Origin of the sequence: Amycolatopsis samaneae, assembly GCF_039541975.1 — a bacterium.
Taxonomy (GTDB): Bacteria; Actinomycetota; Actinomycetes; order Mycobacteriales; family Pseudonocardiaceae; genus Amycolatopsis; species Amycolatopsis samaneae.
In genome coordinates, this window is sequence record NZ_BAABHG010000013.1 from 109679 (window position 1) to 126814 (window position 17136).

Annotated in this window: 14 protein-coding genes and 1 riboswitch; of the genes, 9 read left to right on the top strand and 5 right to left on the bottom strand. The window is 72.5% G+C overall.

All coding sequences use genetic code 11. The features are described 5' to 3' along the window. Positions 1 to 92 precede the first annotated feature (92 nt). Together ABD987_RS31040 and ABD987_RS31045 are read left to right on the top strand one after the other, a co-directional pair. On the top strand, positions 93 to 788 hold the full coding sequence (locus tag ABD987_RS31040) for an ArsR/SmtB family transcription factor (protein WP_345401982.1): 696 nt from the start codon (positions 93 to 95) through the stop codon (positions 786 to 788). A gap of 107 nt (positions 789 to 895) precedes the next feature. After that, positions 896 to 2374, top strand: a complete 1479-nt coding sequence (locus tag ABD987_RS31045; protein WP_345401985.1) for a potassium/proton antiporter — start codon at positions 896 to 898, stop codon at positions 2372 to 2374. Here ABD987_RS31045 and ABD987_RS31050 read toward each other — a convergent pair. Next, positions 2371 to 3081, bottom strand: a complete 711-nt coding sequence (locus tag ABD987_RS31050; protein ID WP_345401988.1) for a helix-turn-helix transcriptional regulator — start codon at positions 3079 to 3081, stop codon at positions 2371 to 2373. The two genes, ABD987_RS31045 and ABD987_RS31050, sit on opposite strands and share 4 nt — an antisense overlap. A gap of 10 nt (positions 3082 to 3091) precedes the next feature. Continuing rightward, positions 3092 to 4027 carry an alpha/beta hydrolase gene (locus ABD987_RS31055; RefSeq protein WP_345401991.1) on the bottom strand — a complete coding sequence of 312 codons (936 nt, stop codon included), beginning with the start codon at positions 4025 to 4027 and terminating at the stop codon, positions 3092 to 3094. A gap of 147 nt (positions 4028 to 4174) precedes the next feature. Beyond that, positions 4175 to 4289: riboswitch (SAM riboswitch) on the top strand. A gap of 39 nt (positions 4290 to 4328) precedes the next feature. Here ABD987_RS31055 and ABD987_RS31060 point away from each other — a divergent pair. The 4 genes from ABD987_RS31060 to ABD987_RS31075 all read left to right on the top strand — a co-directional run bounded on the left by ABD987_RS31060 (position 4329) and on the right by ABD987_RS31075 (position 7958). Continuing rightward, positions 4329 to 5690, top strand: a complete 1362-nt coding sequence (locus tag ABD987_RS31060) for an aminotransferase class V-fold PLP-dependent enzyme (RefSeq protein ID WP_345401994.1) — start codon at positions 4329 to 4331, stop codon at positions 5688 to 5690. Positions 5691 to 5721: 31 nt separating this feature from the next. Then, positions 5722 to 6333, top strand: a complete 612-nt coding sequence (locus ABD987_RS31065) for a hypothetical protein (protein WP_345401997.1) — start codon at positions 5722 to 5724, stop codon at positions 6331 to 6333. Positions 6334 to 6465: 132 nt separating this feature from the next. Further along, on the top strand, positions 6466 to 7035 hold the full coding sequence (gene lspA / locus ABD987_RS31070) for a signal peptidase II (RefSeq protein WP_378214129.1): 570 nt from the start codon (positions 6466 to 6468) through the stop codon (positions 7033 to 7035). Beyond that, positions 7032 to 7958, top strand: a complete 927-nt coding sequence (locus ABD987_RS31075) for an RluA family pseudouridine synthase (RefSeq protein WP_345402003.1) — start codon at positions 7032 to 7034, stop codon at positions 7956 to 7958. Before lspA ends, ABD987_RS31075 begins: the two co-directional genes overlap by 4 nt. A gap of 354 nt (positions 7959 to 8312) precedes the next feature. Here the strand turns inward: ABD987_RS31075 and ABD987_RS31080 are convergent, their stop codons facing one another. Beyond that, on the bottom strand, positions 8313 to 9422 hold the full coding sequence (locus ABD987_RS31080) for an AsnC family protein (RefSeq protein WP_345402006.1): 1110 nt from the start codon (positions 9420 to 9422) through the stop codon (positions 8313 to 8315). 160 nt (positions 9423 to 9582) lie between these two features. On the opposite strand from ABD987_RS31080, the gene ABD987_RS31085 reads away from it, so the two are divergent. The 3 genes from ABD987_RS31085 to ABD987_RS31095 all read left to right on the top strand — a co-directional run bounded on the left by ABD987_RS31085 (position 9583) and on the right by ABD987_RS31095 (position 15677). Beyond that, entirely contained in the window at positions 9583 to 12900 is a 3318-nt protein-coding gene (locus tag ABD987_RS31085; RefSeq protein WP_345402009.1) for a DUF885 domain-containing protein, read from the top strand. A gap of 97 nt (positions 12901 to 12997) precedes the next feature. Continuing rightward, entirely contained in the window at positions 12998 to 14200 is a 1203-nt protein-coding gene (gene fahA / locus ABD987_RS31090; protein ID WP_345402012.1) for a fumarylacetoacetase, read from the top strand. Between the two features lie 118 nt (positions 14201 to 14318). Then, positions 14319 to 15677 (top strand): NAD-dependent succinate-semialdehyde dehydrogenase, encoded by a 1359-nt coding sequence (locus tag ABD987_RS31095; protein WP_345402015.1) that lies wholly within the window; start codon positions 14319 to 14321, stop codon positions 15675 to 15677. Between the two features lie 67 nt (positions 15678 to 15744). Here ABD987_RS31095 and ABD987_RS31100 read toward each other — a convergent pair whose 3' ends face one another. Continuing rightward, on the bottom strand, positions 15745 to 16368 hold the full coding sequence (locus tag ABD987_RS31100; protein WP_345402018.1) for a LysE family translocator: 624 nt from the start codon (positions 16366 to 16368) through the stop codon (positions 15745 to 15747). 8 nt (positions 16369 to 16376) lie between these two features. Beyond that, positions 16377 to 17102, bottom strand: a complete 726-nt coding sequence (locus ABD987_RS31105; protein ID WP_345402021.1) for an SDR family NAD(P)-dependent oxidoreductase — start codon at positions 17100 to 17102, stop codon at positions 16377 to 16379. Positions 17103 to 17136 lie beyond the last annotated feature (34 nt).

The window sequence follows — 17136 nt, forward strand, 5'->3', positions numbered from 1 at the left end:
ACCCTTATTCGCTGGCGTGTGACGTGGACGTCCCTCGGTGGCGGCGCACGTTTCGGCGGCGGCCGAACGATCCGCCTTCTACGGTGAGGGGCATGGAGACCATCGCGCTGGCCGAGGTGGCCGCGGTGCTCGCCGACCCGAGCCGGGCGGCGATGTGCCTGGCGTTGCTCGACGGCCGGGCGTGGACCATCGGCGAGCTGGCCGCGACCGCGCGGATCGCGGTGTCGACGGCGAGCGAGCACGTCACCCGGCTGGTGGACGCCGGGTTCGTGGAGCGGCTGAAACAGGGGCGGCACGCCTACGTCCGGATCGCCGACCCCCGGGTGGCGGAGCTGATCGAGCACCTCGCGCAGCACGCCGACCGCCGCGCGCCCACCGGGCTGCGTTCCTCGGTGCGCGTCCGCAAGCTGGAGTTCGCCCGCACCTGTTACGACCATCTGGCCGGGCGCCTCGGTGTCGCGCTGCGTACGGGGATGGTCGCGCGCGGACTGGTCGACACCGGGGCCGGGCTCACCCTCACCGGCCGCGGTCGCGAGGTGCTGACCGGGCTCGGCGTCGAGCTCGGTGTCCGGGAGCGGCGGCCGCTGCTGCGCGACTGTCTGGATTGGACGGAGCGGCGCGAGCACCTCGGCGGCGGGGCACCCGCGGCGCTGCTGGCGCGGGCGCTGGCCGCGGGCTGGGTCGAGCGGGGTCACCAGCCGCGCGCGATCCGGGTGCTGCCCGCCGCGGCCGAACCGTTCGGCGCGCTCGGTGTCGACCTCGACACGCTGGAAGAACCGGCATTTTGATATTTCTTTAACACACCCGGTGGGCGTCGCTCGGCATCGGTACACGATCGGGTAACCACCCCGCCTCTTTATCCTGAGAGCCCACGGCGGCCGGGAAGGGAGGCGACATGGATCAGCTTCCCGTGCTGCTCGGCGTCGGCGGGATCGTGCTGCTCGCCTCGGTGGTGGCGGTGCGCGTGTCGGTCCGGCTCGGGCTGCCCTCGTTGCTGCTGTACCTGGGAATCGGTGTCCTGCTGGGCGAAGCCGGCTTCGGCATCCGCTTCGAGAACCCCGAGCTGACGCAGTCGCTCGGCATCGCCGCGCTGGTCCTGATCCTCACCGAGGGCGGGCTCACCACGCGGTGGCAGGCGGTGAAACCCGCGCTGGGGCCCGGACTCGCACTGTCCACTGTGGCCGTGGTGGTGAGCGTGGCGGTCACCGGTTCGGCGCTGCACTGGCTGCTCGGCCTCGACTGGCAGCTCGCGCTGCTGTGGGGCGCGGTGCTCGCCTCGACCGACGCGGCCGCGGTGTTTTCCGTGCTGCGCACGGCCGGGGTCGGCAAACGGCTGGTCGGCATGCTGGAGCTGGAGTCCGGCCTCAACGACGCGCCCGCCTACATCGCCGTCGTCGTGCTCGCCGCCGGGTCCACAGTGGACTGGACGCTGCCGCTGCTGGTGGTCTACGAACTGGCCGCCGGGCTGGTGATCGGCCTGCTGCTCGGCTGGCTCGGGGCGCTCGCGCTGCGAAGAGCCGCGCTGCCCGCCACCGGTCTGTATCCGCTCGCCACGGTGTCGGTGTGTGTCCTGGCCTTCTCCAGCGGTCAGCTCGCGCACGCCTCCGGCCTGCTCGCGACCTACGTCGCCGGGCTGGTGCTGGGCAATTCCCGGCTGCCGCACCGTTCCGACACGCTCTCGTTCGCCGAAGGACTCGGCTGGCTCGCCCAGATCGGGCTGTTCGTGCTGCTCGGCCTGTTCGCCTCGCCGAGCAGGCTGCTGGAGACGCTGGTGCCGGGCCTGGTCGCGGGCGCGGTCGTCCTGCTGCTCGCGCGTCCCCTCTCGGTGCTGCTTTCGATGCTCCCGTTCCGCGTGCCCTGGCGGGAACAGGTGTTCCTGTCCTGGGCAGGACTGCGCGGCGCGGTACCGATCGTGCTCGCGATGATCCCGCTGTCCCAGGGCGTGCCGGGCGCGCAACGGCTGGTGGACGCGGTGTTCGTGCTGGTCATCGTGCTGACCCTGTTACAGGGCGCGACGTTGAGCCCGCTCGCTCGGGTGCTGGGGCTGACCAGGGGCACCGAACCGAAGGAGATCGAGGTCGACTCCGCGCCGCTCGACGAGCTGGGTGCCGAGCTGTTGCAGGTCCGCATCCAGGCCGGATCACGGCTGCACGGCGTGTACCTGTCGGAGCTGCGGCTGCCGGTCGACGCGACGGTGAGCCTCGTGGTGCGCGACGGCGCCGGGTTCACCCCGCAGAAGACCAGCCGGCTCCAGGAACACGACCAGTTGCTGGTGGTCACCACCGAGCGGGCCCGCGCCGCCACCGAACGCCGGTTGCGCGCGGTCGACCGCGCCGGGCGGCTCGCCCGCTGGAAGGGCGAGTCCGGGCACTAGCGCAGCGGCGCGAGCGCGGCGGGTGGCACGGCCCCGGCGCCTGCCGAGCCGCGCAGGAGCTCGGCCAGGTCGTGGGGCCGCGCGCGTTCCCCGGTCGGCGCCGCCGCCACGATCCGGTCCAGCCGGAAACCCCGGCCCGCGCGGCGTTCGCGGCACCAGGCGACGAGGTACCACTGCCCGCGGGCGGTGAGGAGCCCGGCCGGTTCCACGACGCGGACGCTCTCGCGCCCGGACGCGTCCGTGTAGGACAGCCGGAGCACGCCGTGCCCGGTGACGGCCCGTTCCACCGCGTCGCGGACCGCCCGGTCGCCGGGCGCGGGCAGGGCGAGGACGCGGGCGGCGAGGTCGCGGGCCGCGGCCGAGGCGGGGCCGGTCATCGCGGCGGCGATCTTCTGCGCCGCCGTCCGGGCCGCGCCGGCGTACGGGGTGGTGGCGCCCGCCGCGGCGAGCACCGCGGTCAGCGCCGAGGCCTCGCCCGCGGTGAGGTGGATCGGGGGCAGCGTCGTCTCCGGGTCGATCGCCCAGCCACCCCCGCGCCCGGGGACCGCGCGCACCGGGACGTCGGCCGCCATCAGGGTCTGGAGATCGCGTTGCACCGTGCGGGCGCTGACCTCGAACCGCGTGGCGAGCGCCGCGACCGTCAGTGGCCGCGGCGCCGCCGCGCGCAACTCCTCCACCAGCGCGTACAGCCGGGCGGTCCGGTTCATGGCGCCGACGCTACCGGCCCGCGGTGGCCAGGAAGTCCTGTGCCCGCTTCAGTTCCCGCTCGGTGACGGTCAGCGGGAACAGCGTGAAGCCGTGCATCGCGCCCGCGACGACGTCGAGCCGAACGGGCGCGCCCGCGGCCTGCCAGCGCGCGGCCAGGAACAGCGAGTCGTCCAGCAGCGGATCCTCGGTACCGACGGCGATCCGGGCGGGCGGCAGCCCGGTCAGGTCCGCGAACAGCGGAGAGATCTCCGGGTCGCGGCGCTGTTCTTCGGTCAGCCCCGGCGTGCACAGCTCGTAGCCGCCGCGAAGGGAGTCGGTGTTGCTCAGCAGCGGCCGCGAGCCGAACCTCCGCTGGCTCGGCGTCATCGACAGGTCGTACGCGCCGAAAAGCAGGTGAGCCGACCGGAACGCGCCGGTGACGCCGTGCCGGTCCCGCAGCCGCAGCAGCGTCAGGACACTGAGATGCGCCCCGGCCGACTCGCCGCCGATCAGCAGTCGTTCGGTCCCGAACTCCGCGGCGGCGTGCCGCACCAGCCAGCGGGCGGCCGCTTCGCAGTCGTCCGGTCCGGCGGGGAACGGGTGTTCCGGGGCGAGGCGGTAGTCCACGCTCACCACGGCCAGCCGCGCCCGCACGGCGAGCCCCCAGAGCCGTTCGTCCTGCCCGTCCGCGGAGCCGAACGCCCAGCCGCCGCCGTGGAGGTGCAGGTAGACGCCGTCGGCGTGATCCGGCACGAAGACCCGCACCCGCACGCCGTCGACGACACGGTCTTCTCCCTGTGGCAGCCGGACCGGCGGCGTGTCACCGCCGAGCCGGTTGCGGCGCAGGCGCGCCAGCTTGGCCGCGTCCGGCGTCCGCCCGCGTGCCGGGCGGCTCGCGGCGGTGGCGGCGAATTTCTCGTTGAACGCCAAGGTTTCGGCGAGGCAGTCCTGATCGATGATCGTCATGTCGCCGACTTTCGCAGCCGTTCGCGACAACCTCCTGTCACCCTTTCCGTGTGAAGCACGTCACGGCGACCTGCGAGAGTGACGGCTGTCTCAGTCACCCGGACGGGGCTGGCTCGGCGCCCGGGATGTCGGCTATCTTCGTCGTCAGGTCATGAGTGCCAGCGCTAAGCCCCGGCTTGCTGGCCGGCAACCCTCCAACCGCGGTGGGGTGCCCCGGGTGAGGACCGGGCCTGTCGCGAGGTGCGGCGGGCAAGCGCGGGCCCCTCGCCGGGGGTCCCCCGGACCGCCGAGGAGGCACCCGATGACACTCGCCGTCAATCACCAGAACACCACCGAAACCCCGGTTACCGTTGCGCCGCAAGGAATTCCGGCGGTCGCCGGTGCCGGGCTGAGCGTTCCGCTCGTCACCGGTGGCGAGATCGGCTACGCGAACCTCGACCACGCCGCGAGCGCGCCCTGTCTGGACGCCGTGCGCCGCGCGGTGGACGAGTTCCTGCCCTGGTACGCGAGCGTGCACCGCGGCGCCGGATTCGCTTCGCAGGTCTCGACGCGGCTTTACGAGCGCACGCGCGACATCCTGCGCCGGTTCGTCGACGCGCGCGCCACCGACACCGTGGTGTTCACCCGCAACACCACCGATTCCTTCAACCTGCTCGCCCGCAGCCTGCCCCGGCACACCTCGGTGGTCGTGTTCGACACCGAGCACCACGCCGCGCTACTGCCGTGGCGTGGCCCGAACGTCCGGCGGATCCCCGCCCCGCGTACCCGGCTCGCCGCGGTGTCCGCTGTGGACGAAGCGCTCGCGGAGTGCCCGCAGGGACCGCGTCTGGTGGTCGTCACCGGAGCGTCCAATGTGACCGGTGAGCTGTTGCCGGTGGCGGAGATCGCCGCGGTGGCCCGCCGGCACGGCGCCCGGATCGCGCTCGACGCCGCGCAACTCGCCCCGCACCGCCGGATTTCCCTGCGGGAGCTGGACGTCGACTACGTCGCGCTGTCCGGCCACAAGCTGTACGCCCCGTTCGGCGCCGGCGCGCTGATCGGCCGCGCGGACTGGCTGCGCGCCGCGCAGCCGTACCTCGCCGGCGGGGGCGCGACCAAGCTCGTCACGGGCGAGGCCGACGAACTCGCCGTCGTCTGGAACGACGGGCCGGAACGGCACGAGGCCGGTTCGCCCAACACCGTCGGCGTGTACGCGCTGGGCGTGGCGTGCGAGCAGCTCGCCGCCCACTGGGACGCGGTCGGCGCGCACGAGGAGATCCTGCTTTCCCGGCTGCGCAAGGGTCTCGCCGCGATTCCGGGCTGCGCCGAGCTGCGGCTGTTCGACGCGCCGGTGGACCGCGTCGGCACGGTCAGCTTCGTGGTCGACGGGTTCGAACCCGGCTGGCTGGCGGCGGTGCTGTCGGCCGAGTACGGCATCGGCGTGCGCGACGGCGCCTTCTGCGCGCACGTGGCGACGAAGCGGCTCATCGGCGTCGCCGGGGGAGCGGGCCGGCAGGCGGTGCGGGTCAGCCTCGGGCTCGGCAGCACCACCGAACACGTCGACCGGCTCGTGCTCGCGCTGCGGCAGATCGTCGCCCGTGGCGCCCGGTGGGAGTACACGAAGCAGGACGGCCGCTGGGCCCCGGTCGGCGATCCGCGCGCACTGCCCCCGTTCTGCGCCTGATTTCCCTGCCTGATTTCGCTATCGTGGCGCGGTGGGCGGAACACGGCGACGATACTGGTTTCCCTTGGCGCTGCTGGGTTTCGCGCAGCTGGTCCTCGTCGCGGTCGAGCTGCTCTGGCCGTCCCGCGTGTCTTCAAGCGCTGTCAGCGGGTTCACGAACCTGCAGGGCGTCCAGATGTCCAGGGAGCTCGTGACCGCGCTGGAGGTCTCGCCGCACGTCACGTCGAGTGTCGGCTACGGCTGGCTGTGGGTGCTGGCCGTGGCCGTGCTCGGCGTCGCGGCCTGGTACTTCGTCCTGGCGCGGCGGGCGGGCACCCCGCCGCGCACCGGCCGGTTCGTGCTCCTCGTACTGGGCGCGCTCGTGGCCGTGCCGCTGCTCGATCTCCTCGGGTTCCTGCAGTTCCGGCTGGACGCCGACGTGCGGGGCCCGATGATCACCACGCTCGCTCTCGTCCTGCTCGCCTGGTTCGAGCGCAGCGCGCTCGTGCTGGTGGTGACGGCGGTGTTCGTGCTGGTCGCGGTGGTGTTCCTGCCGGGTTTGCCCGGGGTCCTGGTCTCGGCCGTGGCGTTGCTGGCCGGGGCGTTCGCGGCGCTCGTCGCACCGGCCGGGCCGGACCCGGGGACCGCCGCTGACACGGCCTGAACGCGTGACGTGGACAATGGACCGGTGAGCACCGAGCCCTCCCCGCCCGAGCAAGGCACCACCCCGGCCGCCGACGACACGCCGGACCCGGCCGCGACCAGCGAGTCCGCGGCTCCCGAGCCGTCGAAGGCGCTGCCGAGGCGCACCGTCGGCATCGTGTTCGCCGTCGCGGTGGTGATCTGGGCGGTCGACCTGATTACCAAGAACCTCGCCGCGGCGAACCTGGAGGGCAAGGAGCCGGTCCGGATCCTCGGCGGGCTCGTCTACCTGCAGCTGGTGCGCAACCCCGGCGCGGCGTTCTCCATGGCCACCGGCATGACCTGGGTGCTCGCGCTGGTCGCGGCCGCGGTCGTCGTCGCGATCGTGTGGCTTTCCCGGCGGCTGCGCTCGGTGGGCTGGGCGATCGGGCTCGGCCTGGTGCTCTCCGGGGCGCTGGGCAACCTGACCGACCGGATCTTCCGCGCGCCCGGCCCGCTGCAGGGCCACGTCGTCGACTTCATCTCCGCCTTCGCCCCGAACGGACAGGGCTGGGCGATCTTCAACATCGCCGACTCCGCGATCTGCGTCGGCGGGGTGCTGATCGTGCTGCTGTCGCTGCTCGGCAAGGACTACGACGGGACCTCGACGCGCGGTAAGAAGGACGAAAAGGCCGAGACGGTCGGGACGTCCGAGGCAGCCGGGACCTCCGAGGACAAGGCGTGAGCGCGCGGATGCTGCCCGTTCCGGACGGGCTCGACGGCATGCGGGTCGACGCCGGGCTGGCGAAGCTGCTCGGACTGTCCCGCACGGTCATCGCGGAGCTGGCCGAGTCGGGGGACGTCCTGCTCGACGGGCGCCCCGCGGGCAAGTCGGACCGCCTCGCGGCCGGGGGCCTGCTGGAGGTGACGCTGCCCGAACCGGACCGGCCGGTCGAGGTCGTCGCCGAACCCGTCGAGGGCATGCGCATCCTGCACGACGACGAGGACATCGTCGTCATCGCGAAACCGGTCGGCGTCGCCGTGCACCCCAGCCCGGGCTGGACCGGCCCGACCGTGGTCGGCGGACTGGCCGCCGCCGGGCTGCGGATCTCGACGTCGGGGGCCGCCGAACGCCAGGGCGTCGTGCACCGCCTCGACGCGGGCACCAGCGGCGTGATGGTGGTGGCCAAGAGCGAGCACGCCTACACCGTGCTGAAGCGCGCGTTCAAGGAACGGACCGTCGACAAGGGTTATCACGCGGTCGTGCAGGGCCACCCGGATCCCACCCGTGGCACCATCGACGCCCCGATCGACCGGCATCCCCGGCACGACTACAAGTTCGCCGTCGTCGCGGGCGGTCGTCCCAGTGTCACGCACTACGAGGTCACCGAGGCTTTCCGGGCGGCGTCGTTCGCCCAGATCAAGCTGGAGACCGGGCGGACGCACCAGATCCGCGTGCACTTCTCCGCGCTGCGGCACCCGTGTGCCGGCGACCTGACCTATGGTGCGGACCCGGTGCTGGCGCGGAAGCTGGGACTCTCGCGGCAGTGGCTGCACGCCAGGACACTCGCCTTCGCACACCCTTCGGACGGCCGCTGGGTCGAGTTCGAGGCCGAGTACCCGGACGACCTCGCGAGCGCGCTGAAGATTCTCCGCGACGAGAACTGACTTCTGTCTTCTGTCTTCTGTCGCACTGACCGAAGTCCGTGTGGTCCGGCTCGGCGTTCGCCGCGGAGCGCGTGAGGTGCGGACGGCCGCCGCGTACAAGGTCCGTGAATGCCACATTGAGGGACTCTGAGTCCCTCAATGTGGCATTCACGGACCGCCGAAGGAATGAACGGAAGATTCAGGACACCCCAAGGCCCCCTTGCCGAACACAGTACGAGCGGGGCCCGACAGAACACCGCCACACGACGCCAAGACGCTCTCCCCGGCCCGGTCCCAGGGGCGAGACGCTGTGAAGGACTCCTTGCCAGCACTCAGCGCCGGTAAGGAGTCCTTCACGGCACGGATGGGCCGACCTCAGTCGTCGATGGACCAGGTGAGGCTGCGTTCGTCCGGCTCCGGCCGGGGGCTCCACCGCACCGACACCACTCGCGTCGCGTCCGGCAGCACGTAGACCGTGTGCCCGCCCAGGGTCTCGCCGGGGCGCACGCCGATCTTGTGCGGCGGCCGCGAGGTCAGCGACACCGGCGCCTTGCCGATCGCGGTGCCGTCCGCGGCGAGCAGTTCGAGGTAGTTGTCCGGCAGCGAGACGAACGGGATGTTCCCGCGGTTGGTGATCTCGGTGTGCACGACGACCGAGCGTTCCCCCTCTTCGAGCCGGTAACCCGCGGCGCCGAAGAGATAGTCCGCCGGATCCTGAACCTCCAGCAGCTGCACCGCGAGCTGCTCGCCCTCCAGCCCCTGGGTCTCCAGCACGTCCCCGGTCCTGCCCTGCTTCCCGGCCGCCTGCCGCGCGGCGGGGGCGGGTTCGTCACCCCGTGCCCACGACGAGGTCTGCGGCAGGCCCCAGGTACTGAACGCCGGGTCGACCGCGGCGGGTGGGGGGCCGGGCGCGAACTGCTGCTGCGGCGGCATGGGCGGACGAGGCGGGGCCGCGGGCGGCGGTCCGGGGTAGCGGCCCGAGGGCGTCCCCTGCACCGCGTACGCGCCCGACGGCGTGCCCTGGACCGCGTACGGACCGGACGGCGCGCCCTGCACGGTGTAGGCGCCCGACGGAACCCCTTGGACGGTGTAGGCGCCCGAGGGTACGCCCTGTACCGGATGCGGCGGGCCCTGCGGGGGCGGACCTTGCGGCGGTGGGCCCTGCGGCGGCCGAGGCGGCACGGGCGGCTGCGCGGCCGGCGGCTGGGCGGACGGTGGCTGCGCGGGCAGGGGCTGGCCGGACGGGGGCTGCCCCTGCCGGTTCGCCCACGACGGCGGGGCGCCCGCGATGGCGGCGCGCAGCCCCTGCGGGTCACTCTCCACCCCCACCAGCAGGGGCAGTCCGCTGCCGGACAACGCGACCAGCCGATAGGCGACCTCGCGCGGATCCATGCCGACCTTCGCCGCGAGCTCGTGCACGGCCGCCTTGCCCAGGTCGGCCAGTGCGGCGAGCAAGCGGGTATCGACGGGATCTGTCACGGCCACTCCCGGAACGCTACCGCCTCGCCCCGGCGGACGCGCCCAAGGCCGCCCGCTCCCGGCGGGTCCGGCACGAACGGCCCGTTCGTGCCGGACAGCGGCGGTGGTGCCGGGGTTGCGGTTAGGGTCGGAGACACATCGTCCACACACCCCTGGGGGTCCCCGTATGACCGCAGTCGCCGACCTCGCCGACGAGTTCGTCGAGGAACTGTTCACCGTCGATCCGCTGACGCCCGCCCTGCTGGGCCTGCGGTCGGACGCGGCGGGCCTCGGTGATCTCGGCGAGGCGGCCGAGCAGGCCCACCGGGCGAAGCTCGCCGAGTTCGTCGAGCGGGCGCAGGCACTCGAAGACGCGGAACTGAGCGCCACCGACCGGGTCACCCGGGACGTGCTGATCAGCTCCGCGCGGGGCCGGATCGACCTGATCGACAGCCACACCGCCGAGTTCACCGTGAGCGACCTGTTCATCGCCCCGGCGTCGGGCCTGCTCACCGCGCTGCCGATGGTGTCGGTCACCGCGGGCGCCGCGGCCGAGGCACACCTGGGCAGGCTCGCCGCCGTCCCGGAGTACCTCCGGCAGGCGGCACAACGCCACCGTGACGGCATCGCCGCCGGGCGGGTCCCGGTGGCGCGGCTGGTGGAGGCCGCCGTCGCGCACCTGGACCGCTATCTCGCCGATCCCCAGGCGGATCCGCTGCTGCGCCAGCCCGCCCCCGACGAGTTCTTCGCGGCCCGCCGCGAAGAACTGCTGCGTACGGTCGTGCGGCCCGCGTTCGCCGAGTACCGCGAGGTGCTCGCCACCGAGATCGCCCCGCACGGCAGGCCCGACGACAAGCCCGGCGTGTGCTGGCTGCCCGACGGCGAGCAGATCTACGCCCGCGTCGCGCGCAAGCACACCACCACCGACCGCGGCCCGCGCGAGCTGCACGAGACGGGCCTGGCGCTGATCGCCGCGCAGGCCGAGGAGTACCGGACGCTGGGGGAGCGGGTCTTCGGCACCCGCGAGCTGCCGGAGATCTTCGCCAAGCTGCGCACCGACCCGTCGCTGCGCTGGTCGAGCGCGGAGGAACTGCTGCAGAGCGCCCGTGACGCCATCTCCCGCGCCGAGGCGGAGGCGCCGAAGTGGTTCGGCACGATCCCCGAGCAGCCGTGGGTCGTCGAGCCGATCCCGGAGGAGGTGGCGCCCGGGGCACCGCCCGCGTACTACATGCAGCCCGCCGCCGACGGCTCACGGCCGGGCACGTACTTCGCCAACACGCACAAGGCGACCGACCGGTTCCGCCAGGCGTCCGAGGCGACCGCGTTCCACGAGGCCATCCCCGGTCACCACTTCCAGCTGAGCCTCGCGCAGAACCTCACCGACCTGCCGCTGCTGCGCCGCATCGGCGACTTCAACGCCTACATCGAGGGCTGGGGCCTCTACACCGAGCGGCTCGCCGAGGAGATGGGGCTCTACTCCGACGACGTCGCGCTGCTCGGCCTGCTGACCGTGGAGTCGATGCGCGCCGGGCGGCTGGTGGTCGACACCGGGCTGCACGCGCTCGGCTGGAGCAGGCAGCAGGCGGTGGACTACCTCGTCGAGCACACGCCGATGGCACAGGTCGAGATCGAGTCGGAGATCGACCGGTACATCGCCTACCCGGGCCAGGCGCTGTCGTACATGGTGGGGCGGCTGGAGATCCAGCGGATCCGCGCCGAGGCGGAGCGCCGGCTCGGGTCGCGGTTCGACGTCCGCGCCTTCCACGACGTCGTGCTCTCCGGTGGCGCGCTGCCGCTGTCGGTGCTGGACGGTGTGGTGGCCGAGTGGGTCGCCGGGCACGGCGACACCGCCAACGGGCTCGCCGAGGAACTCACCGCCGAGCTGTTCCGGCACGAGCCGCTGTGGCCGTCGGTGCTCGGGCTGCCGGGCGAGCACGACCGGCTCGCCGACCCGGGCGCGGAGGCCGCGGCGCGGCACCGCGCGGCCTGTCTCGGCATCGCGGTCCGGGCCGAGGCACTCGACCGCGGCTCGCTCACCGAAGAAGAGGCGATCACGCGCGACGTCGTGATCTCCCGGGCACGCAATGTCGTGGATTCCCACGATTCCCGGCTGTTCGAGTTCTCCGTCAGCGACGGGCTCAGCGCACCCGCGCTCTCGGTACTGCTCCAGCTGCCCAACACCGTGCTGGACGACGAGGCGAAGGCCCGTGGCTACCTCGCGCGGCTCGGCGCGTTCGGCACCTATCTCGACGCGCTGATCGTGCGGCAGCGCGCCGCGCTGGAAGAGGGGTTCGCCCCGGCGGACTTCCTGGTGCGGATCGGCGTCGGCTACGTCGACCGCTATCTCGGCGCCCCGGAGAACGACCCGCTGCGCGTCACGCCGGGCGTCACCGTCGAAGGCTTCGAGGCCGAGCGGGACCGGCTGCTCGCCGAGGTCGTCCGGCCGGCCTACGAGCGGTACCGCGCCTTCCTCGTGGACGAGGTCACCCCGCGCGCCAGGCCCGAAAGCGAGCCGGGCCTCGGGCACCTGCCCGGCGGGCAGGAGAAGTACGCGGGCATGATCCGGGCGGAGACCACCACCTCGCGGACGGCCCGGGAACTGCACGACACCGGCCTGGAGGTGATCGCGAAGCTCGCCGACGAGTACCGCGAGGTGGGCTCGCGCGTGTTCGGCACCAACGATCTCGCGGAGATCTTCGAGCGGCTGCGCACCGATCCCCAGCTGCGCTGGCGGGACGGCGAGGAGCTGCTCGACGCCGCCCGTGCGGCCATCACCCGCGCGGAAGCCGTTGCGCCGCAATGGTTCTCCACGGTCCCGTCGAACCGGTGCGCGGTGGCGGCGGTGCCCGAGGCGGAGGCGACGAGCGGGACCATCGCGTACTACCTCGAGGCCTCTTTGGACGGTTCCCGGCCGGGCACCTACTACGCCAACATCCACGAGGCGAGCAGCAGGCCCCGGTGCACGAGCGAGGCGATCGCCTTCCACGAGGCCGTTCCCGGTCACCACTTCCAGCTGAGCTTCGCGCAGGGCCTCACCGATTTGCCGCTGCTGCGCCGCGTCTGCGACTTCAACGCCTACGCCGAGGGCTGGGGTCTCTACGCCGAACGGCTGGCCGACGAAATGGGGCTGTACTCCGACGACCTGGCCCGGTTCGGGATGCTCATCCAGGACTCCCTGCGGGCCGCGCGGCTGGTGGTCGACACCGGACTGCACGCGCTCGGCTGGAGCAGGCAGCGGGCGGTGGACTACCTGCGGGAGAACACGCCGATGGCATCGCTGGAGATCGAGTCCGAGATCGACCGGTACGCCTCGATCCCGGGGCAGGCGCTGGGCTACATGGTGGGGCGCCTGGAAATCCAGCGTCTCCGCGCCGAAGCCGAACGGGCGCTCGGGGAGCGGTTCGACATCCGCGAGTTCCACGAGGTCGTGCTGAGCCACGGTTCGGTGCCGCTCACCGTGCTGGACACGATCGTCACCGACTGGATCTCCGCTCGCGCGTCCTGACCACAGCCAGCACCGCATGGGGTCCGGGACACACGCTGGGGCGAGGATGTGTCGAGCGTCGTCGAGGACGCTCAACGCTTGACCGAAGGAGTACCGCGTGACCTGGCTCGACCTGGCCGAGCACACCGCGTTCGGCCTGGACAACCTGCCCTACGGCGTGTTCTCCCGGCCCGGCGACACCCGTCGCCGGGCCGGGGTCGCGGTCGGCGACCAGGTACTGGACCTTTCGGCAGCGACGGAGGACACCGCGCTCGCGCCGTTGTTCGGCGCGGGCGTGCTCAACCCGTTCCTGGCCGCCGGACGGCCGGTCTGGCGGGAGGTGCGGGCACGAGTGCGGGAGTGGCTCACCGGGAAGCAGCACGCGGACCGGATCGCCCCGCATCTGGTGGCACGGGACGAGGTCACCACGCACCTGCCGATCGAGGTGGCGGACTACGTCGACTTCTATTCGAGCGAGCAGCACGCGCTCAACGCCGGGCGGATCCTGCTGGGCGCCGAGGGCGAGCTGGCACCGAACTGGAAGCGGCTCCCGGTCGGCTACCACGGCCGGGCGGGCACCGTGGTGGTGTCCGGGACGCCGGTGACCCGGCCCAGCGGGCAGCGCAAACCGCGCGGCGCGGCCGAACCGAGCTTCGGCCCGTCACGACTGCTCGACATCGAGGCCGAGGTCGGATTCGTCGTCGGCACACCGTCCACTGTGGGCACTCCGGTGCCGGTCGACGACTTCGCCGAGCACGTGTTCGGGATGTGCCTGGTCAACGACTGGTCGGCGCGGGACATCCAGGGCTGGGAGTCGCAGCCGCTGGGGCCGTTCCTCGGCAAGTCCTTCGCGACGTCGATGTCCGCGTGGATCGTGCCACTCGAAGCGCTGGAGCACGCGAGGGTCGCCCCGCCGGTCCAGGACCCGGAACCGTTCGACTACCTGCGCGGCCGCGAGCCGTGGGGGATCGACCTCGCGCTGGAGATCCGGCTTAACGGGCACCTGGTCTCCAGCCCGCCGTTCGCGACGCAGTACTGGACCGGCGCCCAGCAGCTCGCGCACCTGACGGTCAACGGCGCGAGCCTGCGCACCGGTGACCTCTACGCCTCGGGCACGGTCACCGGGCCCGAGCGGGAGCAGCGTGGATCGCTGCTGGAGCTGAGCTGGGGCGGCCGCGAGCCGTTCGACCTGCCCGGCGGCGAGACCCGGAAGTTCCTGCTCGACGGGGACGAGGTCGTGATCAGCGGGACCGCGCCCGGTCCGGATGGGACGCGCGTCGGCTTCGGGGACGTGCGCGGGCGGGTGCTCCCCGCGATCTGACACCTGCCGGTATCCGGTGGGGCGATGCCGCACGCCTGCTGCTGACTGTCGTCTGTATGCGGTATACAATCGTCAGGAGTGGTCAGGCGTCACCGGGCAAGCCAGCGGAGGTCCGCGCATGTACTCAGTCACCAACCCGGCCACCGGGGAACTGGTCGAGGAGATCCCGAACGCCACCGACGAACAGGTCGAGGCGGCCGTCGGGCGGGTGCACCGGGGGTACGGGTCCTGGCGGCGCCGCCCGGTGGCCGAACGCGCGGCCGTCGTGCTGCGTGCCGCCGAACTGTTCGCCGAACGCGCCGACGAACTGGCCGCGATCATGACGCTGGAGATGGGCAAGCGGATCAACGAGGGCCGCGGCGAGGTCGGCGTCGTCGTCGACATCTTCACCTACTACGGCGAGCGCGGGCCCGCCCTGCTTGCCGACGAGCCACTGGCGATCAAGGGCGGGGAAGCGGTCCTCACCAGGGAACCGCTCGGCGCGCTGCTCGGCGTCATGCCGTGGAACTTCCCCTGCTACCAGGTGGCCCGCTTCGTCGCGCCGAATCTCGTGCTGGGCAACACGATCCTGCTCAAGCACGCCTCGATCTGCCCGCGGTCGGCGAAGGCGATCGAGGAGATCCTGCACGAGGCGGGCGTGCCCGAGGACGTGTACGTCAACACCTACGCGTCCAGCAGGCAGGTCCCCGGTATCCTCGCCGATCCGCGCGTGCAGGGCGTTTCCCTGACCGGGAGCGAACAAGCGGGTGTCGCGGTGGCCGCCGACGCGGGCCGGAACCTCAAGCGGTGCGTGCTGGAACTGGGCGGCTCCGATCCGCTGATCGTGCTGGACACCGCGGACATGGACGAAACCGTGAAGGCCACCGCGACCGCGCGGATGCGCAACTGCGGCCAGTCCTGCAACGCCCCGAAGCGGATCATCGTGCTGGACGAGATCTACGACGAGTTCGTCAGCGGCTTCACCAAGCGGGTCGCCGAGTACTACGTGGCGGGCGACCCCGCCGACCCGGCGACCACCCTCCCGCCGCTGGCGTCGATCGCCGCGGCCGAGGAGGTGGCCGCCCAGGTCCGGACCGCGGTCGGCCAGGGCGCGACGCTGCGCACCGGCGGAAAGCGTCTCGGCCCCGGCGCCTATCTCGAAGCCACCGTGCTGACGGACGTCACCCCCGGCATGGACGCTTACCGGGAGGAGATCTTCGGCCCGGTCGCGCTGATCTTCCGCGCGGGCTCCGAGGACGAGGCCGTCGCGATCGCCAACGACTCGCCGTTCGGGCTCGGCGCCAGCGTGTTCGGCACCGAAGCCGCCCGCCTGCGGCGGGTCGCCGGGCGGATCGAGTCGGGCATGGTCTACCTGAACCGGGCGGGTGGCTCCCAGGCCGACCTGCCCTTCGGCGGGATCAAACGCTCGGGCATGGGCCGCGAACTCGGCACGCTCGGCATCGAGGAATTCATGAACAGGAAGTCCATCCGCCTGTGACCGGGCCCGGCCCCCGGTCCACCCGGTGGCGCGGGCCCGGCCCTGCCGGCGGCCGGCGGGGAAGCGGTCACGTCCCCAGCAGCACGGTGACTCCGAGCCCGACCAGGACCACGCCGAGGACCGAATCCAGTGACCGCCTGACTCGCGGCCGGTTCAGTACCGGGTGCAGGCTCCCGGCCGCGAACGCGAACCCCAGCAGCCAGAGGGCGCTCACCGTCACGTAGATGGCGTAGAGCACCATCTCGTCACCGATGGCCGGCGTCGACGGGTGGGGGAGGAACTCCGGCAGGATCGACAGGTAGAACAGGCCGATCTTCGGGTTCAGCAGATTGGTGAGCAACCCCCGCCCGAAGAAGGCTCTGTTCCGGTGAACGTCGTGCTGCTCGGAAATGACGACCGCGGCCGACCTCGCGGAACGCAAGGCCTGAACCCCGAGCCAGATCAGATAGGCCGCCCCCGCCACGGAAATGACGCGAAAGGCGACGCCGCCGCCGGCCATCGCCGCCGAGAGGCCCAGCACCGAGGCGAGGCCCCAGAGCACGATGCCGAGCAGGATCCCGCCGGCGGTGCGCATCGCCGCGGGACGCCCGGCGGCGGCACTGATCTGGAGCAGCAGCGCCTGATCCGGCCCCGGGACGATCACGATGAGGACGGCCGCGGAGGTGAACGTGAGTACGGTGGCTGTCGTCAATCGACTTGCTACCGGCTGGTGTGGGCGCCGCCGTTGACGTTGATCGCCTGCCCGGTGAGGTGCCGTGCGCCGGGAGAGGCCAGGAAGAACACGGTCTCCGCGATGTCGGCGGGTGTCCCGGCGCGGCCGGTGAGCGTCGCGTCGACGAGCCGGCCGACGCGGTCGCCGGTGAGCCGGTCGCGGAAGAACTCCGTTTCCTCGACATAGCCCGGCGAGACCACGTTGGACGTGATCCCGCGCGCGCCGAGCTGCTTGGCCAGGTCCACGTTCCACGCGGCGAGGGCGGCCTTGGCGGCACCGTAGGAACCGGCGCCCTGATCGGCCGCGATCGAACCGATGTGGACCACCGCGCCGCCGGTGGCCAGCCGGTCGCCGACCGCGTGCGTGGTCAGCACGGCGCTGATCAGGTTCGCGTTCACGTTGGCCTGCCACCGCCGGGCGAGCGCGGCCAGTCCGTCGGGCTCCGGCAGGTCGAAGTCGGTGTTGCCGCCGGCGTTGTTCACCAGCACGTCGATCGTGTCCGGCAGCTCGGCCACGGCGGCGGCCAACCGGTCCGGGTCCGTGTTGTCGCACGGCAGGGCGTGCGCCAGCTCCCCGAGCGCGGTTGTGGCTTCCCGCAAGGGTTTCTCGCGGCGGCCGGTGAGATAGACCCGGTCGCCGGCGGCGGTGAAGCGGGCGGCCACCGCGCGGCCGATCCCGGTGCCGCCGCCGGTGACGAGAGCCGTTCGAGTCATCTGGATTCCCTTCGAGTATCGTTTAGACCTAAAT